Source organism: Streptomyces sp. NPDC005402 (assembly GCF_040606575.1).
GTDB lineage: Bacteria > Actinomycetota > Actinomycetes > Streptomycetales > Streptomycetaceae > Streptomyces.
This window is the reverse complement of sequence record NZ_JBEXFB010000011.1, coordinates 291,490-317,579: the sequence shown is the minus strand read 5'-3', so window position 1 is coordinate 317,579 and position 26,090 is coordinate 291,490. Positions and strand designations below refer to the sequence as shown.

The window sequence follows — 26,090 nt, the reverse complement described above, 5'->3', positions numbered from 1 at the left end:
CTTCCGATCTCCGGCACCGGGCCCTTGATCAATCGACAGCAACCGCCGGACCGAGGACGGACACCCCCCACCCCGGCCCCGACCCACCCACCCGCACGCGCTACAGAAAGCCCTCACCGGGCCGAAGCAGGCCGCCGCAGGCACCAGGGGCGCGGGGAACGGCGCGACCAACCCCCACCCGCCCGCAGACACCCCACAACCCGACCCGAAACCCCCACCCAACCGCCGGAGGCCACCGCAGGCACAGGGGCGCGGGGAACGGCGCAAAAACACCCGCCGCCACCAAGCCGCAGCCCAACGCACAACCCCACCCGGGCCAACCCCCACAGGGCAAAGCAATGCCGGCGCAGCTCCCCAGCTGCGCCGGCATTTTGCCGTCCGCCGCACCCCCGTCCCCACGGGGTTTCATGGGTGGATGTCCCCGCCCGGACCGCTCTTCCGGGCCTGGGGTCGCCGCTCAGCGCCCCAGCATCACTCCCACGGACGACGCCTGTGTGGTCACTGTCTCCCAGCCGTCGAAGACGACGAGGAGCAGGACCGCCAGAGGAAGGGCCATGAGCGTCGCCACCAGCGGGTGACGGCGGCCCGTACGGCGGGGCTGACGTGTGCGGGACAGTGTCCGCGGTGCCGTAAGAGCCATGGTCCCTCTCCTGACCGTTCTGTTGTGGTTGGCAGCGGCGGGTGTCTGACCTCGGGGGACGAGTGCTGCACCCGCCGCTTGACCTCAAATCTAGGCGTCACGGGCTCTCCGCACGTCATGCCCTCGTACCGATTGCCGGGCCTCCCCGAGGATGAGCCATGACCAGTGGAGTACTCCCATGGGTGGAGACGGGGACCTAGGTCTCCGGGTCTTCCCGGAGGGGTCGCCCGGTCTGCCCCGCTTTCTCCGAGCTGTCCTCACGGGGCACCGGCTGCTCCACGAGGGCCAGCACCCGGGTCGCCATGAACCGGGCCGTCCGCACCACCGATCCGTTGCGCGTGACTTCGCTCACTTCCACGACACCTCGGCGTACCGCCGTCTCCACCCGGCGGCCCGCCCTGCTCGCCACCACCTCGTAGGTGCGCGTCGTGTCCCCTGCGTCCACGACTATCTCCACGCGATCACCCTTCACGGGTTCAATCCCCCTTCTGCGACGGGTGGTTGGGATCACATCCGAACCGAAGTCCGTCCGCCCTCCGGCTCCCTGACCACCCCTCAATTCTCCCACCCGGCACTGACAATCCATCGGGACGAGAGGGCGCGGCCTCTGCGCGCGGCGGCCCGCACATACGTAAGCTGTGGCTCGTCACACGGACCGGGCAGCGGGGATGAACATGGCGATGATGCGCCTGAGGCGCGAGGACCCGCGCGTCGTCGGCTCGTTCAGGCTTCACAGACGGCTCGGCGCCGGGGGGATGGGGGTCGTCTACCTGGGCTCCGACCGCAAGGGGCAGCGGGTCGCGTTGAAGGTCATCCGGCCGGATCTGGCCGAGGACCAGGAGTTCCGGTCACGGTTCGCGCGCGAGGTCTCGGCGGCCCGCCGGATCCGCGGCGGCTGCACCGCCCGGCTGGTCGCGGCCGATCTGGAAGCGGACCGTCCGTGGTTCGCCACCCAGTACGTGCCCGGCCCCTCCCTTCACGACAAGGTCGCCGACGAGGGTTGCCTCGGCGCCCACGAGGTCGCCTCCATCGGGGCCGCGCTGTCGGAGGGGCTCGTCGCCGTGCACGAGGCGGGGGTCGTGCACCGTGACCTCAAGCCGTCGAACATCCTCCTCTCCCCCAAGGGCCCCCGGATCATCGACTTCGGCATCGCCTGGGCGACCGGAGCGTCCACCCTCACCCATGTCGGCACCGCCGTCGGCTCCCCCGGCTTCCTCGCGCCCGAGCAGGTGCGCGGCGCCGCGGTGACGCCGGCCACGGACGTGTTCTCCCTGGGCGCGACCCTGGCGTACGCCTCGACGGGTGACTCGCCCTTCGGGCACGGCAGTTCCGAGGTGATGCTGTACCGCGTGGTGCACGAGGAGGCCCAGCTGCACGGCGTGCCCGACGCGGTCGCCCCTCTCATCCGCGCGTGTCTGGCGAAGGATCCCGAGGAGCGGCCGAGCACCCTCCAGCTGTCGCTGCGGCTCAAGGAGATCGCGGCCCGCGAGGCACAGGGCCTGCCGGATCTGCGCCCGCCCGCGCCGCGCGCCGGCGAAGCGGACCGGCCCACCGGACGCATCGCCGACACCTACCCGGAGCGGGCCGCCCAGCGGCGCCCCCAGGGGCAGTCGGGCACGTCCGGCTCCCAGGGGACTTCCCCGGCCCGTGGTTCAGGGCAGGCCAGGGGCCAGGTTCCCGCCCGGGGTGGTGCTCCGTCACGCGGCGGCAGCACCCCGCGCGGCAATGGCGTGCCCGCGTCCCGTCCCGGTTCCCGGCCCGCCCCGTCGTCCTCCTCTCGGAACACGACCCGCTCCGGCAGCGGCAGCCGACCCGCGCCGCGCAGCGGTACCGGCCGTCCCGCGCCCAGGAGCACCAAGTCGGGGCTGCGGCACCCCGCGAACCCGCGCCTGCTGCGTCAGCGGCTGTTCGTGTTCGTCGTCGTGACCCTGCTCGTGGCGCTCGGCATCGCCGCGGCCCAGGGCTGCCAGGGTCCGTCGCGCGGACTCGGCGGCGGCGACGGTGTCGTACGGGAACAGCGGCAGGGGCAGGTGCACGCGTCGCCGGACCACGAGCCGCCGAATCAGTCGGCCGGCGACGGGGCGGACTGAGCGCTTCGCCGGGACGGCCGTGACCGAAAGCACGGCTGCACGCCGCTCAGCCTTGCGGCCGCCCCGTGGCCACCGCGTAGAAGGCGACCGCGGCCGCCGCGCCCACGTTGAGAGAGTCGACGCCGTGGGCCATCGGGATGCGGACCCATTCGTCGGCGGCGACCAGGGCCTGGGTGGTCAGGCCGTCGCCCTCGGCGCCGAGCATCAGCGCGACCCGGTCCATCTTGTGCGGGGCGGCCTCGTCGAGCGTCTTGGCCTTGGCGTCCGGGGTGAGGGCGAGCAGGGTGAAGCCGGCCTCGCGGACCGAGTCCAGGCCCTTGGGCCAGGTGTCGAGGCGGGCGTAGGGGACGGAGAAGACCGCGCCCATCGAGACCTTGACGCTGCGGCGGTACAGGGGGTCGGCGCAGTCGGGCGACAGCAGCACCGCGTCCATGCCCAGGGCCGCCGCCGAACGGAAGATCGCGCCGATGTTGGTGTGGTCGTTGACCGACTCCATGACCACGACGCGACGGGCGGTCTGGAGCAACTCGCCCGCCGTGGGCAGCGGTTTGCGCTGCATGGAGGCGAGCGCGCCGCGGTGCACGTGGTAGCCGGTGACCTGTTCGGCGAGTTCCGGGCTGACGGCGTAGACCGGGGCGGGCAGTTCGTCGATGACGTCGCGCATGACGTCGACCCACTTGGCGGACAGCAGCATGGAGCGCATCTCGTAGCCCGCGTCCTTCGCCCGGCGGATGACCTTCTCGCCCTCGGCGATGAACAGGCCCTCGGCCGGCTCGCGTTTGCGGCGCAGTTCGACGTCGGTCAGGCCCGTGTAGTCGTGCAGGCGCGGGTCGTCAGGGTCATCGACGGTGATGAGATCGGCCACAGGGTGATACTGCCTTGTCCTGGGAGCGGTGCCAACGGCTTGGGAGAGATGGGTTACCCCGGGTTACATCGGCGGCACCGACACCCGCGGTCCTACGGCGACGACCTCGCCGACGACGATGACGGCCGGGGGCTTCACATCCTCGGCGACGGCCACCTCGCCCACGGTCGCCAGGGTGGCGTCGACCCGGCGCTGGGCTGCCGTCGTGCCCTCCTGGACCAGGGCGACCGGCGTGTCGGGCGACTTGCCGTGGGCGACCAGGGTCTCGGCGATCCGGCCGATCTTGTCGACGCCCATGAGGATCACCAGGGTGCCGGTGAGCTTGGCGAGCGAGGGCCAGTCGACCAGGGAGCGCTCGTCGTCAGGGGCGACATGGCCGCTGACCACGGTGAACTCGTGTGCGACGCCGCGGTGGGTGACCGGGATACCGGCCGCGCCCGGGACCGAGATCGAGCTGGAGATGCCGGGGACGACCGTGCAGGAAATGCCGGCCTCGGCGAGGGCGTGCAGCTCCTCCATGCCCCGGCCGAAGACATAGGGGTCCCCGCCCTTCAGCCGGACGACGGACTTGCCCTGCTTGGCGTGCTCGATCAGGGCGTTGTTGATGGCCTCCTGGGCCATGAAACGGCCGTACGGGATCTTCGCCGCGTCGATCACCTCGACGTGCGGCGGGAGCTCGGCGAGGAGGTCGCGGGGGCCGAGGCGGTCGGCGATGACGACGTCGGCCTCGGCGAGGAGGCGGCGGCCGCGGACCGTGATCAGGTCGGGGTCGCCGGGGCCGCCGCCGACGAGGGCGACGCCGGGGGTGCGGGTGCGGTGGTGGGGGGCGACGAGGGTGCCGTCGCGCAGACCCTCCACGACCGCGTCCCGGATGGCCGCCGTGTGGCGCGGGTCGCGGCCCTTGGCGTTGGTCGTGAGCACGGCGACCGTGACGCCCTCGCTGTGGCCCGTCGCAGGGGTCCAGGCGGTGGCGGCGTCGGCGTCGTCGGAACGGACGCACCAGACGCGGTGGCGCTCGGCCTCGGCGGAGGCCCGGGTGTTGGCCTCCGTGTCACCGGTGGCGATGAGCGCGTACCAGGCGTCTTCGAGGTCGCCTTCCGCGTACGGGCGCTTGTGCCAGGTGATCTCGCCCGCGTCCGCCATCGCCTCCACGGAGGGGGTCGCCGAGGGGGACACGAGGAGGACGTCCGCGCCCGCCGCGATCAGGGCCGGGAGACGGCGCTGGGCCACCTGGCCGCCGCCGAGGACGACGACCTTGCGGCCGGTGAGGCGGAGGCCTACGGGGTAGGCGGGGTTCTCGGCCATGAGGGGCGGCTCCTCTGTTACGGCGGTGCAGTGGCCCTGACGTGCGGATTTTACGGGGCGTGAGGGGAGGACGGCACGGGTGTCCGGTGGCTGGGCGTCGTTGCCGGGCACGGACCCATGGGCGAGGGGGACTCGGGGACGGCATCCCCGAGTCCCCCTCGCAGCGGCTACTTCTCCGTCACCCCTGCGGAATCGAAGGTCGCCACCTCGTGCATCGCTCTCGCGGTGCTCTGCACCAGCGGCAGGGCCAGCAGGGCGCCCGTGCCCTCGCCCAGGCGCAGGTCGAGGTCGACCAGGGGGCGCAGGCCGAGCTTGTTCAGGGCGGCCACATGGCCCGGTTCGGCGCTGCGGTGACCCGCGATGCAGGCCGCGAGGACCTCCGGGGCGATCGCGCGGGCCACCAGGGCGGCGGCGCCCGCGCTGACGCCGTCGAGGATGACCGGGGTGCGCAGGGAGGCCCCGCCCAGCAGCAGGCCGACCATCGCCGCGTGTTCGAAGCCGCCGATCGCCGCCAGGACGCCGATCGGGTCGGCGGGGTCCGGCTGGTGGAGTTCGATCGCGCGGCGGACGACCTCGGTCTTGCGGGCCAGGGTCTCGTCGTTGATGCCCGTGCCGCGGCCGGTGACGTCGGCGGGGTCGGTTCCCGTGAAGACCGAGATCAGGGCGGCGGACGCGGTGGTGTTCGCGATGCCCATCTCGCCCGTGAGGAGCGCCTTGTTGCCGGCGGCGACCAGGTCGCGGGCGGTCTCGATACCGACCTCGATGGCCTGCTTGGCCTCCTCGCGGGTCATCGCGGGGCCGGCGGTCATGTCGGACGTGCCCGCGCGGACCTTGCGGGGCAACAGGCCGGGCGTGGCCGGGAGTTCGGACGCCACGCCGACGTCCACCACACACACCTCGGCGCCCACCTGACTGGCGAAGGCGTTGCAGACGGCCCCGCCGCCGAGGAAGTTGGCCACCATCTGGGCCGTCACCTCCTGCGGCCAGGGGGTGACGCCCTGGGCGTGCACGCCATGGTCACCGGCGAAGATCGCGACGGCCGCGGGCTCCGGGATCGGCGGCGGACACTGCCGCGAGAGCCCAGACAGCTGTGCGGAGATGATCTCCAGCATGCCGAGCGCGCCGGCCGGCTTGGTCATCCGCTTCTGCCGCTCCCAGGCCTCGCCGAGCGCCTTGGCGTCCAGCGGGCGGATCTGGGCGACGGTCTCGCCGAGCAGGTCGTGCGGCTCCTCGCCGGGCAGGGCGCGACGGCCGTACGTCTCCTCGTGCACGACCCAGGACAGCGGGCGGCGCTTGGACCAGCCGGCCTGCATCAGCTCGGGCTCGTCCGGGAACTCGTCGACGTAGCCGACGCACAGGTAGGCGATGACCTCCAGGTGCTCGGGGAGTCCCAGCGCACGGACCATCTCGCGCTCGTCGAAGAAGCTGACCCAGCCGACGCCGAGGCCCTCGGCGCGGGCGGCGAGCCAGAGGTTCTCCACCGCGAGCGCGGCGGAGTACGGGGCCATCTGCGGCTGGGTGTGCCGGCCGAGGGTGTGGCGGCCGCCGCGGGTGGGGTCGGCGGTGACGACGATGTTGACCGGGGTCTCGAGGATGGCCTCGATCTTCAGTTCCTTGAACTGCTTGGCCCGGCCCTTGGGCAGCGACTTGGCGTAGGCCTCGCGCTGACGCTGGGCCAGGTCCTGCATCGCGGCACGCGTCTCGGCGGACCGGATGACGACGAAGTCCCAGGGCTGCGAGTGCCCGACGGAGGGCGCGGTGTGGGCGGCCTCGAGGACCCGGAGCAGCACCTCGTGCGGGATCGGGTCGCTGCGGAAGCCGTTGCGGATGTCGCGGCGCTCCCGCATGACCTTGAGGACGGCCTCGCGCTCGGCGTCGTCGTAGGCGGGCGCGGCGGGGCCCGTGGACTGTCGTGGTTCTTCCACGGGGGCCGTGCTCACTTCTTCCCGGACTTCCTGGCCTACTTGGTGTTCCTGGTCTTCTTGATCGGCCGCCCGGGTCTCCAGGTCGTCCGCCTGCTGCGCGAGTTGGGGGTCGCCGCCCGCCTCGCGCGGGGCCGGGACCACGGGTTGCTGTGCGTCGTCCGTGGGGACCGACAGGGGGTGCGGCGGGGTCGGCGCGAGGTGCGGGGTGGTCGGCACCGATCCGTCCACGGGCACGAACTCGCCCAGGGGCTGGCCCGGTTGGGGCTCCAGAGGAACTCCGACGGGCAGGACGACGGGAGCCTCGACGGACCCTGGGGTCGCGAACTGGGGCTGCGCCTCCGGGAATTCGGTCGCGAGCGGCTGAAGGGCCGGCGTCTGCGGGCCCTGCGGCGCCTGGCCGGGGGCGGGCGGGAACTCCTCCTGCGCGGCGGGCTCGGGCTGCTGGATGCCTTCCGCCGGAGCCGACGGGTCCATCGGCTGTACGCCGGTGTCGGCCGCGTCTGCCGCGACGGGCTCCGGGGCGGCCTGGACGAGGTCCGGCGCGCGGACGAGGTCGGGGGCCTGCGGGTCCTCGGCGGGCTGAGCGGCTGGGGCGGGCTCCTGGACCTGCTCAGCCACCGGCGCCGCCTGCTCGACGGGGAGGGGCTCGGGGGCCTCGGCGGCGAAGTGGTCCTCCTCGGGAGCCGGGAGCCCTTCGGCCGGTGCGGTGACGTCCTCCACCGGCTGCGGAATGGACCCGGCCTCCTGCGCGGGAGCCTGGAGAGTCACGGCTTCGGAGGCCTCCGGCGTGGTCGCGGCGACGGCTTCCTGGGCGACGGGTGCGGCTTCCGGAGCTGCGGTTTCCGGGGCTGCGACGGCTTCCTGGGCAGCGGCCGCGTCCGCAGCGACCAGGGCTTCCTGGGACGGGTCGGCTTCCTGCACCGCCACGGGTTCCGTGTCCTGAACCGCGCCCGGCTCCGGGGAAACGGCGGCTTCCTCGACCATCACCGCTTCCGGCGCGACCGCTTCCTGGACGGCAACAGCGTGCGGGGCGACGGCAGCCGCCGCCTGCTGACCCTCCGTGTCCGACTCAGTGGCAGCGACGGACTCGACGGGCTCGGACACGACAGCCTCGGACACCACGGGCTCGGACACGATGGCCTCCGGCACGGCAGCCTCGGCGACCGGCACGGTGGCGTCGGCGTCGGCCTCCGCGGCAGGGGCCTCCACGGCGGGCACGGCCTCGGGCGCGGGCACCTGCTCGGGTGTCTCGCCCACCTGAACGTCCTGGATCACCGGCGTGGCTTCAGCGGCCTCGACCGTATCCGGCGCTGCGACAGCCGTGTCGACGTCAGGGACCTGGGCCGCCTCGGGCATGGGGCCGGGGTCGTCAGGCAGGACCGCGGGGGCGGGCTGAACCCCGCCCGGCAGGGAGCCGTCGCCCGGCACCTGTCCCTCGCTGAGGTCACCGTCAGCGGGCTCGCCCTCCACGGGCTGCGCTCCGTCGGGCCCCGAACCGTCCGCCACGTTCAGGCCCGCTTCGGCCGCCGGAGCCTGCGCGGGCTCGGGCGCGTGCACGGCCTCGGGGCCCGGTCCGGCATCCGGTACCGACGCAACCGGAGCAACCGGAGCAACCGGAACCTCGTACCCGGCGACCTCCGCCTCGGAAGCCGGCCCGGCCACCGCCGCCTGCGCCGCGTTCACCGGTTCCGGCGCCGGAACAACCGTTTCGGCAGCCGGGGCCACCGTGCTCACCGGCGTCTGGACGGCGGCCTGGGCCGGGGCGCCCCACGGGACCGCGCCCTGCGGCTGCGGGGCCTCGAAGTACTCGGGGCCGGGCGCGGCCGCCTGCCGTACCGGTGCGCCCGCGGGGCCGCGGTCGGCGAGGGAGCGGACCGGGCTCGCGGAGGCGTCGGGGATCGGCGGGCCGAGGTGCAGTGGCCGGCGGGGCGTGATGGGCGGGATGGGCACCGTAGGAGCCTGGAGCATACGGACCGCGCTCATGTCGTGCGCTCCGCTGTCGCGGCCGGCCATCTCGTGCGGGCCCGGCTCGTGGACGGTCTCGACGACCGGCTCCGGGGCGGGCGGGGCGACCTCGTTGCCCCAGGGGCTCTGGGCGCCCGGCAGCAGCAACAGGTCTTCGTCCTCGGCGGTGGTCTCGGAGAGGTAGGTGTACGCACCCGGCGCGGGGACGCCCGGCTGTTCCACCATGCCTGCGTTCTCCGGCAGTCCCTCGCCCGGAACCTGGCCGGTGTCGGTCATGCGTACCCCTCGCCCATCGGTTAGTGCTTCTACGACCAGCTCACCGGGGACGGCGCACCGACCGCCCCCGTGATGAAGAACGAGCGTGCGTGCCCAGCGGCACGAACGGCCCGCCGAGAAAGACGACAAAGCCATTAACTGGCATTGTCCCGGCCGTTGCCCCGTCGCGACAGGTTGATCCGCGACAGCCCGCTGTGGACTGCGCCACGTTGCGCGTCCTCCGGTTCTGCCGTACCGCACCCACCCCAAAACGGGCGCGCTTTCCGGACATTGACGAACGAATGCCGGGCAGCCGGGAGCGGTACAACAGTCGGCCAGCCTACCGCGCGCAGTACGACAACAGGATCACGGGGACGGCGGAACACCGACCGGCGGCGTCAGGCCGTACGGTCCGGGAGTACCCCGCTGAGCAGGAACGCGACGCTCCGTTCCGTCTCCGTCCAGGCCCGGGTGTCGAGTTCGACGGACTGGAGGAGGGCGCACTCCACGCGGTAGCCGTGTTCGGTGAGGTCCCGGCCGACGAGTTCGGCCTCGTCGCGGGTGGCCGCGTGGGCGACGATGCGCTGCGGGCGCCGGTCGGCGACCGCGGAGACCACGGCCACTCCCCCGCCGCCGACGCGGACGACGTCCGGTTCGGGAAGGTTCTCCAGGACGTGCGGGGCGGTGCCGGGGACGATCTGGACCTGGAGCCCGAAGGCGCGCGCGTTGGCCTCGGTGCGCTCGCAGGCCCTGAGGTCGCGGTCGACGGCGATGACGGCGGCCCCGGCCCGGGCCGCCTCGGTGGCGAAGGCGCCGCTGCCGCAGCCGATGTCCCACACGAGGTCGCCGACGCGCGGTCCGAGCCGGGCGAGTTGGGCCGCGCGGAGCGGTTCCAGTTCGCCTTCGCCCATGAGGCCGCCGTAGGACTCGGCGGGCAGGGTCCAGCCGCGCGGCGCGGCGGCCGGGTCGCGGCCGGCGATCCAGCCGCCGTCCTCCGTCACGGCGGCCGTGCCGCCGATGACGATGACGACGTTGGGGTCGCGCCAGGTGTGGTCGGCGGCCTTGTCGGAGGTGACGACGGTGACCTGTTCGCGGTCGGTGCCCAGTTCCTCGCAGATGACGAAGGTGCGGTGGACGCCCTCCATCAGCAGTCCGAGTTCGGCGGGTCCGGCGCCGGGCGAGGTGAGGACGGCGACCTTGGGATGGGCCCGGCACACGTTCACCGCGCGTCGCAGGGTGCGTCGGTGGGCGACGACCACCTGGGCGTCGTCCCAGGGCATTCCGGCCCGCGCGAAGGCGGCGGCGGCCGAGGACACGCCGGGGACGACCTCGACCTCCAGGCCGAACTCGGGTGCGCGCAGGGTCCGTACGACGCCGAAGAACCCGGGATCGCCGTCGGCGAGCACGACCGCGGTGCCGCGGTGGCCGGTGATGCGGCGGGCGGCGAGGGCGAGGCTGCCGAGGCGGATACGTTCGGCGGTGGGTGGTACCTCGGGGAGTGCCAGGTGGTGGGCGGCGCCCGCGACGAGCGTGGCGGCGCCGAGGGCGGAGCGTGCCGCGGCGGTCAGCGGCGAGCCGTCCCAGCCGATCACCGTGACCCGGTCGGCCATCGTCTCTCAGTCTCCAGGGTGTGCGCAGGCCGTCGTCGGTGGGCAGCCCGCGGGCGGCTTGGTGAGGGTACCCGCTGTGCCCGGGAAGCGCTTTCGCCGGCCTGAGTTCGAATGCGGTCAGTTCCAGTCGGAGTACGTCGTGAAGCCGTCCGTGTCGGCCAGTTGATCGCCCGCTCCGTCGAGGTCCTCGGGCAGCAGGCTCCACACGATGAAGTCGGTGCGGACGTCGCTCCAGGTGCCGTCGTCGGCGCGGACGCGCGCTATACAGGCGCCGCGCAGGACACCCTCGCTGATGCAGCCGATCTTCTGGGCGACCTGCTGGGAGGCGGTGTTGTCGGCCGCCGTGCGCAGCTCGATCCGCTCGATCTTCTGGTCGGTGAACAGCCACTGGGCGGTGGCGAGCGCGGCCTCGGAGGCGTAGCCCTCGCCGCGGGCCCAGGGGGCGATGATGTACGACAACTCGGTGGAGCGGACGTGCCAGTTGGTCTTGGCGAGCTGGACGACGCCGACCAGGCGTTGGGTGAGGAACTCGGTGACGGCGAAGGTGATTCCGCGGCCGGTCTCCCGCTCGGTCGGCGCGTACCGCGTGATCCAGCCGCGCGCCTGCTCCTCACTGTACGGCTGGGGGACGTCGGTCCAGGCCCCGACCTGCTCGTCGTTCATCATCTCGGCCAGTGCGGGCACGTCGTCCTCGTCGAGGGGGCGCAGCACCAACCGCTCCGTGCTGATGGAGATGTTGGGGAAGGTGCCACTCATGCGCCACTCCGTAACCGTCGGAAACCTGCGGGGCCTGCTGAACTGCCCAGCATGCAGCATGAAAGCACTGAACCGCATCACGGGGCCCACACATGGTGAGCGAGTGGACCCCGTGCGTGGCGATACGTCGTATACGCGCAGGTAGCCCTACGTCGCTCAGAAGGACGCGATGACCGAGCCCGCGTACTTGTCCTGGATGAACTTCTTCACCTCGGGCGAGGTGAGGAGCTTGGCGAGCTTCTTCACGCGCGGGTCGTCCTCGTTGCCGTCCTTCACCGCGAGGAAGTTGCCGTACGGGTTGTTCTTCGCGGACTCCAGGACGAGGGCGTCCGAGGCGGGCTTGAGGTCGGCCTCGATGGCGTAGTTGCCGTTGATGACGGCCGCGTCGACATCGTCCAGGGAGCGCGGGGTCTGGGGCGCCTCCAGCTCCTTGAACTTCAGGTTCTTCGGGTTCTTGGCGATGTCGGCGGGGGTGGCCTCGTTGCCGACGCCGGCCTTGAGCGTGATGATCTTGTTGGCGTCGAGCAGCTTGAGGGCACGGGCCTCGTTGACGCTGTCGTTCGGGACGGCGATCGTCGCACCGCTCTTGAGGGCGCCGGTGCTCTTGACCTTGTGGGAGTAGAGGCCGAGCGGCTCCAGGTGGACCGTGACGACGGGCACGATGTGGGTGCCGCGCTTCTTGTTGTAGTCGTCGAGGTAGGGCTGGTTCTGGAAGTAGTTGGCGTCCACCGAGCCGTCCTCGGTCGCCGGGTTCTGCGTCGTGTAGTCGCTGAACTCCTTGACCTCCAGGTCGAGGCCCGCCTTCTTCGCCAGGTGCTCCTTGACGTAGTTCAGGATCTCGGCGTGCGGGGTGGGGCTCGCGGCGACGACCAGGGGTCCGCTGGTGTCGGAGGCCGAGTCCGAGCCGGACGAACCGCAGGCACTGAGCCCGAAGGTGAGCGCTCCGGCGGCGAGGACGGCGGTGGTGAGCTTTGCGGTGTTACGCACGAAAAGTGCCTTTCCTTTTGGGTGCAGCGATCCCGCGATGGGGTGCACGGGAAGATTTCGGGGTGTCTCAGACGGTCTTGGTGTCCGCCGTGGAGGCCTTCAGCAGCCGCAGCTTCGGCGCGGGGCCGGAGCGTCCGCCGCGGCTGTGCAGCGAGCGGGCCGCGTAGTCGCCGGCGAACTGGATGAGCGAGATGACGACGGCGAGGATCGCGACGGTGATCCACATGAGCTGGGTCTCGAAGCGCTGGTAGCCGTAGCGGATGGCGATGTCGCCGAGGCCGCCGGCGCCCACCGTGCCGGCCATCGCGGAGTAGCCGATGAGGGCGACGATCGTGGTGGTGGTGCTGGCGATGAGGGACGGCAGGGCCTCCGGTACGAGGACCTTGCGGACGATCGTCCAGGTGTTGCCGCCCATCGACTGCACGGCCTCGACCAGGCCGCCGTCCACTTCACGGACAGCCGTCTCGACGAGGCGCGCGAAGAACGGGATCGCCCCGATGGCGAGCGGCACGATGGCGGCCTCGCGGCCGATGGTCGTGCCGGTGATCGAGCGGGTGAAGCCCATCAGCGCGACCATCAGGATGATGAACGGCATCGAGCGGGCCACGTTCACGACCTGCCCGATGACCTTGTTCGCGACGACGTTCTGGAGGAGTCCGCCGCGGTCGGTGAGGACGAGGAGGACGCCGAGCGGGAGCCCGCCCACGACGGCGATGAACGTGGACCAACCGACCATGTAGAGGGTGTCCCAACACGCCTGCTCCAGCAGGGGCTGCATCTCGGACCAGGTCACTTGGCACCTTCCTTCACCAGCTGGGGCTCACCGACGATGTCGATCTGCAGACCCTGTTCACGCAGGAAGCCGACCGGCACGACGTTGTCCTCGTAGCGGCCGGGCAGTTCGATGCGCATCCGGCCGACCTGGAGGCCGCCGACGGTGTCGATGGCGGCACCGAGGATCGATATGTCGATGTTGTAGGTGCGCGAGAGCTGGGAGATGACCGGCTGGGTGGCAGCATCGCCCTGGAAGGTGACGTCGAGGACGGTCCGGTCCTCGCCGGTGGCGTCGCCGCCGACGGGGAAGAGCGCGGAGGCCAGCTCGGAGCCGGGGGTCGCGAGCAGTTCGCTGACCGTGCCGGACTCGACGATCCGTCCGTTCGCCATCAGGGCGGCCGAGTCGCAGACCGACTTCACGACGTCCATCTCGTGGGTGATGAGCAGGACGGTGAGGCCCAACTGCCGGTTCAGGTCGCGCAGCAGCTGGAGGATGGAGCGGGTGGTCTCGGGGTCGAGGGCGCTGGTGGCCTCGTCGGACAGGAGCACCTTGGGGTCGCCGGCCAGGGCGCGGGCGATGCCGACGCGTTGCTTCTGGCCGCCGGAGAGCTGGGCCGGGTAGGCGCCCGCCTTGTCGGCGAGTCCGACGAGGTCCAGCAGGTCGAGTGCCTTGCGGGAGCGCTCCTTGCCGGACTTGCCGAGGATTCCGAGCGGCAGCTCGACGTTGTCCCGCACCGTCCGGGTGGACAGCAGGTTGAAGTGCTGGAAGACCATGCCGATACGGCTGCGCGCCTGCCGCAGCTCCTTGCCGGCGCGCGGTCCGCGGCCCGCGAGGGCGGTGAGGTCCTGTCCCGCGACGGTCACGGTGCCGGCGGTGGGGCGCTCCAGCAGGTTGACGCAGCGGATGAGCGAGGACTTGCCGGCGCCGGACTGGCCGATGACGCCGTACACCTCGCCTTCGCGGACGTGCAGATCGACGCCGTCCAGGGCGGTGACCTCACGGCCGCGCGAGCGGTAGACCTTGGTCAGGCCTGTTGTCGTGATCACTGGGTTTCCGTCACTGTCGAGTACGCGGGCGTGGGTGTGCCCTGGTACGGGAGAGAAGTCGTGCGCGGGCACATGGGTCACGTACGGCGTTCACGGCGTACGGACGTGCCGGGGCGGCTCGCTTCGGGGCGCGAGCGCGGGAGTGGTGCGGGGGCCCTCTAGCAGGCGCACATTCGACACATACAACGAGCACCGGGCGTCATGGTCGCCTCGGTCGCAAGGGTGCGGCAGCTCGTCATGGTCATGCGATCAGTAAAGCAGACGTATGGGAGCGACCAAGAACCCGCTGTCCGAATGACGGACAGCGGTGGACAGGGTTCAGGACCGGCCGGAGATCTCCACGTTTTCGGCGGTGACCAGGGCCGACAGGGCCGACAGGTTCTCGACCACCAGGTCGGCGTCGAGCTCGTGGGCCTGGTGGGTTGTGGTCAAGGCCACGGTGGTCATACCGGCCGCGCGGCCGGCGCGCAGGCCCGCGGGGGCGTCCTCGAAGACGACACAGCGGGATGGGTCGACGCCGAGTTGCCGGGCGGCGAGCAGGTAGGGCTCGGGGTCGGGCTTGCCACGGGTGACGTCGTCGGCGGCGATCAGGGTCTTGGGGAGGATGCCGACGGCCGCGAGCCGGGCCTCGGCGAGACGGCGGGTGGCGGAGGTGACGACGGCCCAGCGGTCGGCGGGCAAGGAGTCCAGCAAGGCCGTGGTCCCGGGCAGCAGATACACACCGCCGTTGGGTACGTCCGACACCTCGAGATCCTCGATCCGCGCGACGGCCGCCGGCACGACGTCGCCGGGCAGCAGTTCGGCGGCTATCTCCACTGCGGTGCGTCCGTGCAGTTCGACCCGTGCGAAGGCCTCCGGGGTGATGCCGAACTCCTCCGCCCAGCGCGTCCAGCACCGGTGGACGGATTCGAGGGAGGAGACGAGGGTTCCGTCGTTGTCGAACAGGAGGGCTTCGGCATGGATCTTCATGTCCTCGACCCTACGGTGCGGTGCGGGGGCGGCCGCATCAGGCCGTTTGACCCGTAATAGGCTCGCCGCATGTTTGATGCCCTGACGCTGGTGACCGGCGTCGCCGCGCTGCTGCTGGCCGCCTGGTGCGGCTGGGCCGCCTACCGTGATCAGCCGACCAAGGACTGGCACTTCATCGGGATGGCCGTGGTGTCGGTGCTCGCGCTGGTCCAGCTGGTGATCGGGATCGTGCAGCTCGCGCGGGGCGAGAAGCCGGAGCAGGGGACGACGATCTTCGTCGCCTATCTGTTGGGCGCGTTCGCCTGTGTGCCGGCGGCGGGGTTCATGTCGCTCGCGGAGCGGACGCGGTGGGGATCGGCGACGGTGGCCGCCGGCGGTGTGGTGCTGGCCGTTCTGGAGGTGCGGCTCTATGACATCTGGGGAGGCTGAGGTGAGTCGGCGACGGCGGCTGACCAGTGGGCCGGGGACGCTGCTCGTCTGGTTGTACGGCGTGATGGTGGTCGGGGCGGTGTCGCGGTCGGCGGTGCAGATCTCCACGGAGTTCGACCGGGCGCCGTTGGCGTATTCGCTGTCCGCGGTGGCGGGTGTGGTCTACGGGTTCATCACGTACTCGTTGGTGCGGGGCGGGGAGACGGCGCGCAAGGCCGCGCTCGCGTGTTGTGTTCTGGAGCTCTTGGGTGTGCTGACCGTGGGGACGTGGACCTTGGTCGAGCCGTCCGCGTTTCCTGATGCGACCGTGTGGTCGGACTTCGGGATGGGGTATCTGTTCATCCCCGTGCTGCTTCCCCTGTCGGCCATCTACTGGCTTCGGAAGGGTGTGCGTACGGGGGATGCCGCCTGAGGTCGAGTGGCGGCATCCGGTCCGTCGTGGCTGGTCGCGCCCGCGCGGCGGAGCCGCAGATCGACACAGCCCCGCGCCCCTAGGACATCAAGCCGTAGCCGCGTATGCGCCCGCGGGCTTCTCCAGGACGATCATCGGGACTCCGTCCGCGCCCTCCGAGGTGCCCACCGTCTGGTAGCCGACCTTGCGGTAGAGGCGGAGGTTGCCCTCGCTGCGGTGGCCGGTGAAGAGGCGGAAGCTGGTGGCGCCGCGCTCTTCCGCCAGGGCGGATTCGGCCGCCCGGAGGAGGCGGGCGCCGATGCCGTGGCCCTGGAGGCGCGGGTGGACGCAGAGTTTGCCGATGGCGGCCGAGCCGTCCTCGGTGACGCGGCCGCGGACCGAGCCGACCACCTCGTCTCCCAGGCGGGCCACGAAGACACAGTCCGAGGCCACTTCGGCACGGACCGAGTCCAGGGTCTGGACGAGCGGATCGATGCGGTAGTTGCCGTACAGCGCCGCCTCACCCTGGAAGCACAGGTACTGCAGCCTGAAGATCTGCTCCGCGTCCTGCTCGGCCGCCGCAGAGATGGTCACGCTCATGCCCATGTGCGCACGCCTCCCGCTCACCTGATCGCCTGTTGTCCCCCACTCCTATCCCCGCCCCCGGTGCGCCGCAACCTCCGGTGGGAGCAATCGGCGAAGACATCCCAGGCATCTGGAACGTTCCGGACCGAGACTGCCCTGTGAGATACCCAACTCCCCCGCGATCTCCCGGTAGGTGAGGTCCCTCGGGGAGAGGAGGGCCGCCATGAGCGAGGGGCAGCGGCCGGGCAGGCGGCGCACCGCGTCGTGCAGGGCCCTGCGCCGGGCCGCGGCGAGGGTGAGCTGTTCGGGAGTGAGGTCGTCGTCGGCCGCGGGCTCGGTGTCGTAGGGCCGTTCGAGGCGGCTCGTACGGCGGCTGCGGCGGGACTCCGAGCGGACGGCGCGGCGGAGCCAGCCGGGCGGATCGAGGGGCGGGCCCTGGGTCTCCAGGTGCTCCAGAAGACGGACCCAGACCGCCTGCTCCAGATCGGCCGGTTCCGTACCGGCGGCATGTGCCTCCGCGGAGGCCTCGGCGGTGAGCAGTGGGCGCAGGGTGGTGACCAAGTCGTGCGTCATATGCGGTACGACACGACCGCCCGGGTGCGGGTTGCCCGGGCGGCCGTAAGTCACCCCCATCGGGGTGTGCCGGCTCAGCCGTTGACGAAGTCCTGGCGGGCCAGGACGCCGGTGTCGGCGTTGTCGGTGAAGACGCCGTCGATGCCGGTGGCGAAGTACCGCTTGAAGGCGCCGAAGGCGTCTCCGTAGGCGTCCGCGTCGGTGCCCTTGCGGTACTCCGTCGGCAGGAACGGGTTCTCGTTGCGCATGGTGTAGGGGTGCAGGATCAGCCCGACCTTGTGCGCGTCGGCGACCAGGGTCGTCTCCTTGTCGAGGCTTCCGTCCGCCTTCTTCGTGATGACCAGGTCGAGGGTCGGGCCGATGCCCTGGGCGTAACCCGCGATCTCCCTCAGGCCCTTGGGGGTGATGAGGTCGGCGACCGTGCGCGGGTCGCCGGTCGCGACGAAGTCGAAGGGGCGGGTGTTCGCGGCGGACAGCAGGACGACCAGGGGGTTGTCGACGAGTTTGTTCAGGCGCTGGATGCTGGTCGGCTCGAAGGACTGGAGGATGACCGGGGAGTTGCGCCTGTCCTTGCCCTGCTTGCGCAAGAGCTTGGCGACCCGCTCCTCCAGGCCCAGGCCGAGCCCCCGGAAGTACGTGGGGTGCTTGGTCTCGGGGTAGATCCAGACCTGCTTGCCGCGCCTGCGGGTCTGCTCGTCCTGCCACTTCAGGACTTCCTCGAAGGTGGGGATCTCCCAGCGGCCGTTGTAGAGGGTGTTGTGCGGGCGGTTGGCCGGGATGCGTTCGATCGCGCGGAGCGTCTTGAGCTCGGCGAGCGTGAAGTCCTCGGTGAACCAGCCGGTGGTGGAGACACCGTCGAGGACCTTGGTCTTCCTGCGGTCGGCGAACTCCTTGTGGTCGGCGACGTCGGTCGTGCCGCCGATCTCCGGTTCGTGGCGGCAGACGAGGTGGCCGTCCCTGGTGGGGACGAGGTCGCCGGCCTCGACGATGTCCGCGCCCAGGTCGAGGGCGAGCTGGTAGGAGCCGAAGGTGTGCTCGGGGCGGTAGCCGCTGGCACCCCGATGGCCGATGACCGTCGGCACGGGCAGGCTCTTCAGTCCGCCGCCGTGCCCGGCGGCTCCGGCGGTCGCGGCTCTCGCGGTCCCGGAGAGACCCAGGACCGCTCCCCCGGCGCCGAACATCGCGGCCCCGAGAAGTGCCCGCCGTCCCGTGCCGTCCATGTGCTCGTCCTGCGATCCCATGGGGACCCCTCCTGCCGTCGCCTCTTCGATGCGCGCCGATCGTAGGGCCGTGTCCATGACGGGCGGGAGACCTCCTGCGGAACACGCGGGTGACGTGGGATGTCGTATGGGAACAGATGTCTGATGGTTCGTCGGCTTCATGGCGGAGACCCGGGGTACGCGTCGATCGGGGCGACGTCCGTCACATCGTTCCGCCCGGGTTTCCGGGAGGCAACGGGGACCATCCGCAGGTAAACGAGTGTCAACAGTGCGTAAGACCTCGGTGAACCCCGTGCGCCCGATGTGCACGACCCCCCGAGCCGCGAGTAATGTCCTCACCTGCACAGACTCATACTGTTTCCCTGGCCGTTCTCTTGACTCCGGAGGGCCCGTTGTCCCGCTTCGTGCTCATCAAGGCAGTGCTCGGACCGATCATGCGCCTGATGTTCCGCCCACAGGTGGAGGGCGCGGAGCACATCCCGGGTGACGGTCCCGTCATCCTGGCCGGCAACCACCTCACCTTCATCGACTCGATGATCCTTCCGCTGGTCTGCGACCGACAGGTGTTCTTCATCGGCAAGGACGAGTACGTCACCGGGAAGTCCCTCAAGGGCCGTCTCATGGCCTGGTTCTTCACCGGCGTCGGCATGATCCCGGTGGACCGCGACGGCGGCCGCGGCGGCGTGGCCGCGCTGATGACCGGGCGGCGGGTCCTGGAGGAGGGGAAGGTCTTCGGGATCTACCCCGAGGGGACGCGGTCGCCCGACGGCCGGCTGTACCGGGGGCGTACGGGTATCGCCCGTCTGACGTTGATGACGGGTGCGCCGGTCGTCCCCTTCGCGATGATCGGCACGGACAAGTTGCAGCCGGGCGGTTCGGGGATGCCCCGCCCGGGGCGGGTCACGGTCCGGTTCGGTGAGGCGATGGAGTTCTCCCGGTACGACGGCATGGACCGGGACCGCTATGTGCTGCGGGCCGTGACGGACTCCGTGATGACCGAGGTCATGCGGTTGTCGGGGCAGGAGTACGTGGACATGTACGCGACCAAGGCGAAGGCTGCATAGGGGTCGCCTTTCGGGTGCGGGCGCGTGGGGGCTTGTCGCGCCCCCGCGGCCGAGCCGCATGTCGGTACAGCCCCGCACAGCCCCGCGCCCCTAAGAACCCGACCGTTGGTGCTTCAGCATGAACCAGGCTGCGATTGACGTCGCCAGCAGGACCGCTGCTCCGGCGCCCGCGGCGATGGTGAGGCCGTCCACGAAGGCTTCCCGGGCCGACGACAACAGCTCCTGAGCCGTGTTCGACGGCAACCCGGACGCCGCCTCCACCGCACCGCCCAACGACTCGTGTGCGCCCTCCGGTGTGCCTGCCGGAGACGTGAATCCCCGGTACACGCCCGTCACGATCGAGCCCAGTACCGCGATGCCCAGGGCCGCGCCCAACTCGTAGGCCGTCTCCGAGACCGCCGACGCGGCGCCCGCCTGTTCCTTCGGGACGCTCGACAGGATCACGTCCGCCGTCACCGTGAACGAGAAGCCCGCGCCCACGCCGACCACCAGCAGGGCGGCGCCCAGCATCGGGTAGCCCGTGGACTCGTCGAGCAGGGTCAGTGACGCCAGGGCCAGACCGATGGCGGCCAGGCCACCGGAGACCACCGCGCGTACCGAGTACCTGCGGGCCACCGTTCCGGCCACCAGCCCCGCCACCACGGCGCCCACGGCCGCCGGGAGTTCGGCCAGGCCCGCCTCCAACGGGCGCCTGCCCTGGACGAGTTGCAGGTACTGGGAGAGGAAGAAGACCAGGCCGGAGAGCCCGAGGACGGTCAGGAGGTCGGCCAGGACGGCACCGCTGAAGCCGTGGTTGCGGAAGAGGCGCATGTCCAGGAGGGGGGCGGGGAGGGTGAGTTGGCGGCGGACGAAGGCGTACAGGGCCGCCGCTCCCAGGACGCCCGCGGCGGCCGGCTCCCAGGTGAGGCCGTGCGCGGCGGCCTCCTTGACGGCGTAGACCACCGCGATCATGCCGACCAGGGACAGTACGACGCTGGTCATGTCCCAGGGGCCCGGGGCCGGATTGCGGGACTCGGGCAGGAACTTGATGCCGACGAGGACCAGGACCGCCATCACCGGCAGGTTGATCAGGAAGACCGAGCCCCACCAGAAGTGTTCGAGGAGGAAGCCGCCGACGATCGGGCCGACCGCCGTACCGGCGGAGGCGGTCGCGCCCCAGACACCGACGGCGAGGGTGCGTTCGCGCGGGTCGTGGAAGATGTTGCGGATCAGGGCCAGGGTGGCGGGCATCAGGGTCGCGCCGGCGACGCCGAGCAGCGCCCGGGCCAGGATCATCAACTCTGGTGTCGTCGCATAGGCGTTGAGGATCGATATCGCGCCGAACGCCGTCGCGCCCAGCAGCAGGATCCGCTTGCGGCCGATGCGGTCGCCGAGGCTGCCCATCGACACCAGCAGGCCCGCGATGACGAACGAGTAGACGTCACCGATCCACAGGAGCTGGGTGCCGGTCGGCCTGAGGTCCTCGCTGATGTACGGGGTCGCGAGGCCGAGGACGGTCGCGTCGACGGCCACCAGCAGCACGGCGAGCACCAGGACGGACAGCGCGAGCCAACGGCCCGGACGCCTCACCTCCTCGGTCGTGGTCGCCGGCTGCAGGGTGCTGGTCATGATTCCTCTCTCGGTCGTGCGGGATGACGCAGTGCGCCGCCGAGCAACAGCTCGACGGTCATGTGGTGGAAGTCCTTGGGGGCGCCCTTGCCGCTCTGGAGCATCCAGACGGCGGACGCGAGCAGGCCGAACAGCGCCTCGGTGAGCCAGGCGGGCGTGAGGTCGATGCGGAACTCGCCGTCCTGCTGGCCGCGCCGGAACAGCGCGGAGATGCGGGCGTCGATCCGGGCCCAGCCCTCGTTCTGCTCCTCGCCCTCGAACAGCTGGTTCTCGGTGTAGAGGAAGGCGAGGAGTCCGGCCGCGGACTCGGCCTCGCGGACCAGGCGCCGTACGGCCTCGCTCGCCGGTCCCTCCTCGGGGCGGGCGGCGTCGAGGGCCTTCTCGCACTCGTCGATGCCGAGCGACTCCAGTGCCCGTACGAGCGCGTCGCGCCCGGCGAAGTGGCGGTGCAGCGTGGCCCGGCTGATCCCGGCGGCCTTGGCGACCTCGTCCATGGTCGCGGTGGATCTACGGGTCAGCAGGGCCGCGGCACTGCGCAGCACGTGGTCACGGTCGACAGCCATGAGACAACTATAGCCCATATGAGACATTCATGTCTCACAGCGGGCATGACTGTCTCACGTGCGACCGCTGAACAGAGGTCTCGTCAGTGCCAGGGCAGCCGGCGGCGGCGTTCCCAGTACGCGCCCGGCTCCTCGGCCAGTCCCGCCAGCCGGGACAGCTGCTCGTCGTCGAGGTCCACGACGGCCGCGTGCAGGTTGGACGCGAGCTGGACGGTGGTGGCGGCCCCCGAGAGGACGACTCCTGCCCAGGGCTGGCGAAGGACGAGCGCGAGCGCCACGGCGTCACAGCCCAGGGAGGTTTCCGCCGCTACGGCCTTCAGGGCGTCCGGGGCGTGCGGCTCGGCGAGCCTGCCGTTGGCCATGCCCTCCTTGACGATCACCGTGAGGCCGGCGTCGTGGGCCTCGGCGAGGGCGGGGGCGGCCGAGGTCTCCAGGGCGTTGTACGTGGACTGGACGGTACGGAAGAGGGGCTCTCCGTCGACCGTCACGGCGAGGGCGGCGCGGATGGTGTCCGCCTGGGCGGGGCCGCTGGTGGAGAAGCCGATCGAGGTGCCCTGGGCGGCGGCCTCGGCGAGCCTCGCGTGGAGTTCCTTGTCGGTGAGGGCCGGGCTGTCCGGGGTCACCGAGTGGATCTGGTAGAGGTCGAGGCGGTCGCCGAGCAGTTCGGCGGTTTCGGCGCGCTGACGGTCGTAGGTCTGGACGCTGTGGTCCTTGACCTCGTGGTGTTCGGCGTCGGTGGACCAGTCGGCGGTGTAGGTGTAGCCCCACTTGCTGCCGACGACCACGTCGTCGATGCCGGGGTTCTTGTCGAGCCAGTCGGCGAGGAACTCCTCGGAGCGGCCGTAGGAGCGGGCCACGTCGAAGTAGCGGACGCCCTGGAAGTAGGCGGCGTCGAGGAGTTCGTGGGTGCGGGTGCGGAGGGTCTCTACGCTGCGGTCGTCTCCGAGGTCTTCGTCCCGGCCGAGGTTGATGTAGCCGGGGCGTCCGACGGCGGCGAGGCCGAGTCCGATGTGGCAGGTGGGGGTTGTCGCTGCGGCCAGTCGGGCGAAGGGCATCGCGGGCTCCGTTCGGTCGGGTCCGGTACGGCTGTCCGACCAACGTATCCCGCGATGACCTTCGGTGACGGAACCGCGCGCCCAAGAGCTCGGTTCTTGCGGTGGTTCGGCGGGTGCGGCGACGTCGTGGCTTGTCTCGCCCCCCGGCGGAGCCGCAGATCAATACAGCCCCGCGCCCCTAAAGGCCCTTGGCCTTGGCCCAGTTGTGCTGCTCCGCGACGTTCGCCTTCACCTCTGCCAGCTGCACCGCCACCGCGCTCGGCGCCGTGCCGCCCCTGCCGTTCCTGGAGGCCAGGGCACCGGGGACGTTGAGGACCGTGCGGACCTCCGGGGTCAGGTGGGCGGAGATCTTGGCGAACTGGTCGTCCGTCAGGTCGCTCAGTTCCTTGCCCTCGGCCTCGGCCGCCTTGACGCACTCGCCGGCGACCTCGTGGGCCACCCGGAACGGCACGCCCTGCCTGACCAGCCACTCGGCGATGTCGGTGGCGAGGGAGAAGCCGGCCGGGGCCAGTTCCTCCATGCGCTCGCGGTGGACCGTGAGGGTCGCCATCATGCCGGTGAAGGCGGGCAGCAGGACCTCCAGCTGGTCGCAGGAGTCGAAGACCGGCTCCTTGTCCTCCTGGAGGTCGCGGTTGTAGGCGAGGGGAAGGGCCTTGAGCGTGGCCATCAGGCCCGTCAGGTTGCCGATCAGGCGGCCGCTCTTGCCGCGCGCCAGCTCCGCGATGTCCGGGTTCTTCTTCTGCGGCATGATCGACGAGCCGGTGGAGAACGCGTCGTGCAGGGTCACGAAGGAGAACTCCTTCGTGTTCCAGATGATGATCTCCTCGGCGATCCGGGAGAGGTTCACCCCGATCATCGCGGTGATGAAGGCGAACTCGGCGACGAAGTCACGGGAGGCCGTGCCGTCGATGGAGTTCCCGACGCTGCCGTGCTCGAAGCCGAGGTCCTTCGCGACCGCCTCCGGGTCCAGGCCCAGGGAGGAACCGGCCAGGGCGCCGGAGCCGTACGGCGAGACAGCGGTGCGCTCGTCCCACTGACGCAGCCTCTCCGCGTCCCGGGACAGGGACTGGACGTGGGCCAGGACGTGGTGGGCGAACAGCACCGGCTGGGCGTGCTGGAGGTGGGTGCGGCCGGGCATCGCCACGTCCGGGTGGGCCTCCGCCAGGCCGACCAGGGCGTCCTGGAGATCGGCGATCAGGCCGCCGATGATCCGGGCGTGGTCCCGCAGGTACATGCGGAAGAGGGTCGCGATCTGGTCGTTGCGGGAGCGGCCGGCGCGCAGCTTGCCACCGAGGTCGGGACCGACGCGCTCCAGCAGGCCCCGCTCCAGGGCGGTGTGGCAGTCCTCGTCGGCGATCGTGCCCACGAAGGAGCCGTCGGCCACGTCGGCCTCCAGCTGGTCGAGCCCGGCGAGCATGCGCTGGAGCTCGTCCTCGCTCAGGAGGCCGGCCTTGTGCAGCACGCGCGCGTGGGCACGCGAACCGGCGATGTCGTACGGCGCGAGCCGCCAGTCGAAGTGGACGGACGCGGACAGCTTCGCCAGCGCCTCGGCGGGACCGTCGGCGAAACGACCGCCCCAGAGCCGGACGTCACCGCTGTTGCTGCTCACTTGCGTTGCTCCTCACCGCTGCCGTCAACGTTATGCATGATTATGCAGAGCTCTGCATGATTCGTCAATCTGGATCGGGGCGGTGAGGAATTTGCGCTCCCTTTGAACACGGGAAACCGCTTGCCCGTACCTCTCGCCGAACGCAGGCGCCGCGTTTGTCACCGAAGACCACACCCGACCCGAGTGAGGCATCCGCATGTCCAGGGCTCTTCCGAAGTACAACAAGCGCCGCGTGGCGATCATCGGCGGCGCGGCCGCCGTGGCACTGACCGGGGCGATCGTCGCCGGTACCGCCCTCGCCGGGGAGACCTCCAAGAGCAGCACCCCCACCGCCCGCACGCTGGCCGACGTCGGCAGCATCACCTGCCCGGACGTGGCCCCCCAGCTGCCGGCGATCCCGGCCACCGCGCAGGCCGAGATCGACCGCAACCTGGCCCTGCTCCAGACCCAGATCGACGAGGCCAACAAGCGGCTCGTCGACACCGTGGGCCAGGGCGGGCCCAACTTCGTCCAGAACGCCATCCTGGGCCCGCTGGAGGACAAGCGGATCGCCACCGTCAACCGCATCGCCACCGCCATCGGCCGTACGGCCGACAAGCCGCAGGGCCTGGACGCGCTGGCCCCCTGCACCCTCAACGCCGGCGGTGCCGCCGGGGCCGGTGAGGAGGCGGGCGCGGGTGAAGAGGCCGGGGCCGGCGCGGGGGCGGAGGCCACGCCGAGCGAGGCGGCCTCGGAGGCGGCCGGCGGCGCCGAGGACACCGGGAACGCGGAAGGCGCGGGCGACGCGGGCGGGGCCGCTGCGGCAGGCGCCATCTCCTGCCCGGACGTGGCCTCGCAGCTGCCCGCGATCCCGGCCACCGCGCAGGCCGAGGTGGACCGCAACCTGGCGCTGCTGAACACGCAGCTCGCCGAGGCGAACAAGCGGCTCGTCGACACGGTCGGCCAGGGCGGACCGAACTTCGTCCAGAACGCCATCCTCGGCCCGCTGGCCGACAAGCGGAAGTCGACCATCGACCGCATCGCCATCTCCATCGGCCGTACCGCGGAGAAGCCGCAGGGTCTCGACTCCCTGGCCGCCTGCACGCTCACCAAGTGACGTGACAGGCGCTGTGGCCGCCCCGTGTGAGCGCCGGCCGGGGCGGCCACGGACGTCGTCCCGTGCGGGGACGTCCGAATTCCTTAGACAGCCGAAAGGTCTGCACCCATAATGCTTAGACATGGGAAAGACCTATGAGCGCATAGACGGCCGGCTCCGCTCCTTCATCGAGGCGCAGCCCCTCTTCTTCACCGCGACCGCTCCCCTCTCCGGCGACGGCACGGTCAACCTCTCCCCCAAGGGCCTGCGTGGCTCCTTCGCGGTTCTCGACGAACTCACCGTGGCCTACCTCGACTTCGCCGGCTCCACCGCCGAGACGGTTGCGCATCTGCGGGAGAACGGCCGGATCACCCTCATGTGGTGCGCGTTCCAGGGACCGCCGAACATCGTCCGGGTGCACGGGCGCGGTGAGCCGGTCTTCCGGGACGACCCGCGCTTCCGGGAACTGCTCTCGCACTTCCCGGACATCGACCCGAGCGCGCACGGACTGCGGGCGATCATCGTCGTGACGGCCGAACTGGTCCGGGACTCCTGCGGTTACGCGGTGCCGTACATGGCGTTCGAGGGCGAGCGCGAGCTGCACGGCAGGCGGTTCTCGCGCGAGGACGACGTGTCGCTCAGTGCGTACTTCAGCAAGAAGGAGCACATCGCCACGAGCCTGGACGGTCTGCCGGGGCTGCCGTTGCCGTTGCCGCCGTCCGCGGTCTGA

Annotated in this window: 24 protein-coding genes; 6 read left to right on the top strand and 18 right to left on the bottom strand. The window is 71.2% G+C overall.

All coding sequences use genetic code 11. The features are described from left to right. Nucleotides 1-457: 457 nt before the first annotated feature. Complete coding sequence (locus tag ABZT02_RS23400) at nt 458-640, bottom strand: hypothetical protein (RefSeq protein WP_356020120.1); 183 nt, start codon at nt 638-640, stop codon at nt 458-460. A 196-nt stretch (nt 641-836) separates the two neighbouring features. After that, the gene (locus tag ABZT02_RS23395) at nt 837-1,112 is read right to left on the bottom strand and encodes a hypothetical protein (protein WP_007380750.1); all 276 of its coding nucleotides are present in this window, start codon (nt 1,110-1,112) and stop codon (nt 837-839) included. Between the two features lie 196 nt (nt 1,113-1,308). Here ABZT02_RS23395 and ABZT02_RS23390 point away from each other — a divergent pair, with 196 nt between their 5' ends. Further along, nucleotides 1,309-2,730 carry a serine/threonine-protein kinase gene (locus ABZT02_RS23390; RefSeq protein ID WP_356020155.1) on the top strand — a complete coding sequence of 474 codons (1,422 nt, stop codon included), beginning with the start codon at nt 1,309-1,311 and terminating at the stop codon, nt 2,728-2,730. Between the two features lie 46 nt (nt 2,731-2,776). Here the strand turns inward: ABZT02_RS23390 and ABZT02_RS23385 are convergent, their stop codons facing one another. From ABZT02_RS23385 to ABZT02_RS23345, 9 genes are all read right to left on the bottom strand, one after another. After that, entirely contained in the window at nt 2,777-3,595 is an 819-nt protein-coding gene (locus ABZT02_RS23385; RefSeq protein WP_355751859.1) for an RNA methyltransferase, read from the bottom strand. Between the two features lie 63 nt (nt 3,596-3,658). Further along, a complete protein-coding gene (cobA, locus tag ABZT02_RS23380) occupies nt 3,659-4,900 on the bottom strand; it encodes a uroporphyrinogen-III C-methyltransferase (RefSeq protein ID WP_356020117.1) in 1,242 nt (413 codons plus the stop codon). Between the two features lie 167 nt (nt 4,901-5,067). Then, a complete protein-coding gene (cobT, locus tag ABZT02_RS23375) occupies nt 5,068-9,066 on the bottom strand; it encodes a nicotinate-nucleotide--dimethylbenzimidazole phosphoribosyltransferase (RefSeq protein WP_356020114.1) in 3,999 nt (1,332 codons plus the stop codon). Between the two features lie 377 nt (nt 9,067-9,443). Further along, entirely contained in the window at nt 9,444-10,655 is a 1,212-nt protein-coding gene (cbiE, locus tag ABZT02_RS23370) for a precorrin-6y C5,15-methyltransferase (decarboxylating) subunit CbiE (protein ID WP_356020112.1), read from the bottom strand. 117 nt (nt 10,656-10,772) lie between these two features. Beyond that, nucleotides 10,773-11,411: a GNAT family N-acetyltransferase gene (locus ABZT02_RS23365; RefSeq protein ID WP_356020110.1), complete on the bottom strand. Its 639-nt coding sequence runs from the start codon at nt 11,409-11,411 to the stop codon at nt 10,773-10,775. 156 nt (nt 11,412-11,567) lie between these two features. Further along, nucleotides 11,568-12,398 (bottom strand): MetQ/NlpA family ABC transporter substrate-binding protein, encoded by an 831-nt coding sequence (locus ABZT02_RS23360; protein ID WP_356020107.1) that lies wholly within the window; start codon nt 12,396-12,398, stop codon nt 11,568-11,570. 67 nt (nt 12,399-12,465) lie between these two features. Further along, entirely contained in the window at nt 12,466-13,191 is a 726-nt protein-coding gene (locus ABZT02_RS23355; RefSeq protein ID WP_356020105.1) for a methionine ABC transporter permease, read from the bottom strand. Further along, the gene (locus ABZT02_RS23350) at nt 13,188-14,219 is read right to left on the bottom strand and encodes an ATP-binding cassette domain-containing protein (protein ID WP_356020103.1); all 1,032 of its coding nucleotides are present in this window, start codon (nt 14,217-14,219) and stop codon (nt 13,188-13,190) included. Before ABZT02_RS23350 ends, ABZT02_RS23355 begins: the two co-directional genes overlap by 4 nt. A gap of 318 nt (nt 14,220-14,537) precedes the next feature. Then, nucleotides 14,538-15,188, bottom strand: a complete 651-nt coding sequence (locus ABZT02_RS23345) for an HAD family hydrolase (protein WP_356020101.1) — start codon at nt 15,186-15,188, stop codon at nt 14,538-14,540. Nucleotides 15,189-15,257: 69 nt separating this feature from the next. Between ABZT02_RS23345 and ABZT02_RS23340 the strand changes: the two genes are divergently transcribed. Next, entirely contained in the window at nt 15,258-15,617 is a 360-nt protein-coding gene (locus ABZT02_RS23340) for a hypothetical protein (protein WP_356020099.1), read from the top strand. After that, the gene (locus tag ABZT02_RS23335; RefSeq protein ID WP_356020097.1) at nt 15,598-16,029 is read left to right on the top strand and encodes a hypothetical protein; all 432 of its coding nucleotides are present in this window, start codon (nt 15,598-15,600) and stop codon (nt 16,027-16,029) included. Before ABZT02_RS23340 ends, ABZT02_RS23335 begins: the two co-directional genes overlap by 20 nt. Before the next feature lie 87 nt (nt 16,030-16,116). Here the strand turns inward: ABZT02_RS23335 and ABZT02_RS23330 are convergent, their stop codons facing one another. From ABZT02_RS23330 to ABZT02_RS23320, 3 genes are all read right to left on the bottom strand, one after another. After that, on the bottom strand, nt 16,117-16,614 hold the full coding sequence (locus ABZT02_RS23330) for a GNAT family N-acetyltransferase (RefSeq protein ID WP_356020095.1): 498 nt from the start codon (nt 16,612-16,614) through the stop codon (nt 16,117-16,119). 45 nt (nt 16,615-16,659) lie between these two features. Beyond that, nucleotides 16,660-17,166: a sigma-70 family RNA polymerase sigma factor gene (locus tag ABZT02_RS23325; protein ID WP_356020093.1), complete on the bottom strand. Its 507-nt coding sequence runs from the start codon at nt 17,164-17,166 to the stop codon at nt 16,660-16,662. 74 nt (nt 17,167-17,240) lie between these two features. Then, entirely contained in the window at nt 17,241-18,407 is a 1,167-nt protein-coding gene (locus ABZT02_RS23320) for a glycerophosphodiester phosphodiesterase (protein WP_356020090.1), read from the bottom strand. Between the two features lie 371 nt (nt 18,408-18,778). Here ABZT02_RS23320 and ABZT02_RS23315 point away from each other — a divergent pair, with 371 nt between their 5' ends. Further along, on the top strand, nt 18,779-19,450 hold the full coding sequence (locus tag ABZT02_RS23315; protein WP_355751885.1) for a lysophospholipid acyltransferase family protein: 672 nt from the start codon (nt 18,779-18,781) through the stop codon (nt 19,448-19,450). Nucleotides 19,451-19,540: 90 nt separating this feature from the next. On the opposite strand, the gene ABZT02_RS23310 is transcribed toward ABZT02_RS23315, so the two are convergent. The 4 genes from ABZT02_RS23310 to argH all read right to left on the bottom strand — a co-directional run bounded on the left by ABZT02_RS23310 (nt 19,541) and on the right by argH (nt 24,285). Further along, entirely contained in the window at nt 19,541-21,058 is a 1,518-nt protein-coding gene (locus ABZT02_RS23310; RefSeq protein ID WP_356020088.1) for an MFS transporter, read from the bottom strand. Then, complete coding sequence (locus ABZT02_RS23305) at nt 21,055-21,621, bottom strand: helix-turn-helix domain-containing protein (protein WP_356020086.1); 567 nt, start codon at nt 21,619-21,621, stop codon at nt 21,055-21,057. Before ABZT02_RS23305 ends, ABZT02_RS23310 begins: the two co-directional genes overlap by 4 nt. 83 nt (nt 21,622-21,704) lie before the next feature. Next, the gene (locus ABZT02_RS23300) at nt 21,705-22,676 is read right to left on the bottom strand and encodes an aldo/keto reductase (protein WP_356020084.1); all 972 of its coding nucleotides are present in this window, start codon (nt 22,674-22,676) and stop codon (nt 21,705-21,707) included. Nucleotides 22,677-22,854: 178 nt separating this feature from the next. Further along, nucleotides 22,855-24,285, bottom strand: a complete 1,431-nt coding sequence (argH, locus tag ABZT02_RS23295; protein ID WP_356020082.1) for an argininosuccinate lyase — start codon at nt 24,283-24,285, stop codon at nt 22,855-22,857. Nucleotides 24,286-24,481: 196 nt separating this feature from the next. Between argH and ABZT02_RS23290 the strand changes: the two genes are divergently transcribed. Continuing rightward, nucleotides 24,482-25,381 (top strand): hypothetical protein, encoded by a 900-nt coding sequence (locus ABZT02_RS23290; protein WP_356020080.1) that lies wholly within the window; start codon nt 24,482-24,484, stop codon nt 25,379-25,381. 121 nt (nt 25,382-25,502) lie between these two features. Next, entirely contained in the window at nt 25,503-26,090 is a 588-nt protein-coding gene (locus tag ABZT02_RS23285; RefSeq protein WP_356020078.1) for a pyridoxamine 5'-phosphate oxidase family protein, read from the top strand.

Coding starts and splice junctions, on each gene's coding strand:
- ABZT02_RS23400 (WP_356020120.1), bottom strand. CDS start 640: ATGGCTCTTACGGCACCGCGGACACTGTCCCGCACACGTCAGCCCCGC.
- ABZT02_RS23390 (WP_356020155.1), top strand. CDS start 1,309: ATGAACATGGCGATGATGCGCCTGAGGCGCGAGGACCCGCGCGTCGTC.
- cobA (WP_356020117.1), bottom strand. CDS start 4,900: ATGGCCGAGAACCCCGCCTACCCCGTAGGCCTCCGCCTCACCGGCCGC.
- cobT (WP_356020114.1), bottom strand. CDS start 9,066: ATGACCGACACCGGCCAGGTTCCGGGCGAGGGACTGCCGGAGAACGCA.
- cbiE (WP_356020112.1), bottom strand. CDS start 10,655: ATGGCCGACCGGGTCACGGTGATCGGCTGGGACGGCTCGCCGCTGACC.
- ABZT02_RS23365 (WP_356020110.1), bottom strand. CDS start 11,411: ATGAGTGGCACCTTCCCCAACATCTCCATCAGCACGGAGCGGTTGGTG.
- ABZT02_RS23345 (WP_356020101.1), bottom strand. CDS start 15,188: ATGAAGATCCATGCCGAAGCCCTCCTGTTCGACAACGACGGAACCCTC.
- ABZT02_RS23340 (WP_356020099.1), top strand. CDS start 15,258: ATGTTTGATGCCCTGACGCTGGTGACCGGCGTCGCCGCGCTGCTGCTG.
- ABZT02_RS23335 (WP_356020097.1), top strand. CDS start 15,598: ATGACATCTGGGGAGGCTGAGGTGAGTCGGCGACGGCGGCTGACCAGT.
- ABZT02_RS23330 (WP_356020095.1), bottom strand. CDS start 16,614: ATGGGCATGAGCGTGACCATCTCTGCGGCGGCCGAGCAGGACGCGGAG.
- ABZT02_RS23325 (WP_356020093.1), bottom strand. CDS start 17,166: ATGACGCACGACTTGGTCACCACCCTGCGCCCACTGCTCACCGCCGAG.
- ABZT02_RS23320 (WP_356020090.1), bottom strand. CDS start 18,407: ATGGGATCGCAGGACGAGCACATGGACGGCACGGGACGGCGGGCACTT.
- ABZT02_RS23310 (WP_356020088.1), bottom strand. CDS start 21,058: ATGACCAGCACCCTGCAGCCGGCGACCACGACCGAGGAGGTGAGGCGT.
- ABZT02_RS23305 (WP_356020086.1), bottom strand. CDS start 21,621: ATGGCTGTCGACCGTGACCACGTGCTGCGCAGTGCCGCGGCCCTGCTG.
- ABZT02_RS23300 (WP_356020084.1), bottom strand. CDS start 22,676: ATGCCCTTCGCCCGACTGGCCGCAGCGACAACCCCCACCTGCCACATC.
- ABZT02_RS23290 (WP_356020080.1), top strand. CDS start 24,482: ATGTCCAGGGCTCTTCCGAAGTACAACAAGCGCCGCGTGGCGATCATC.
- ABZT02_RS23285 (WP_356020078.1), top strand. CDS start 25,503: ATGGGAAAGACCTATGAGCGCATAGACGGCCGGCTCCGCTCCTTCATC.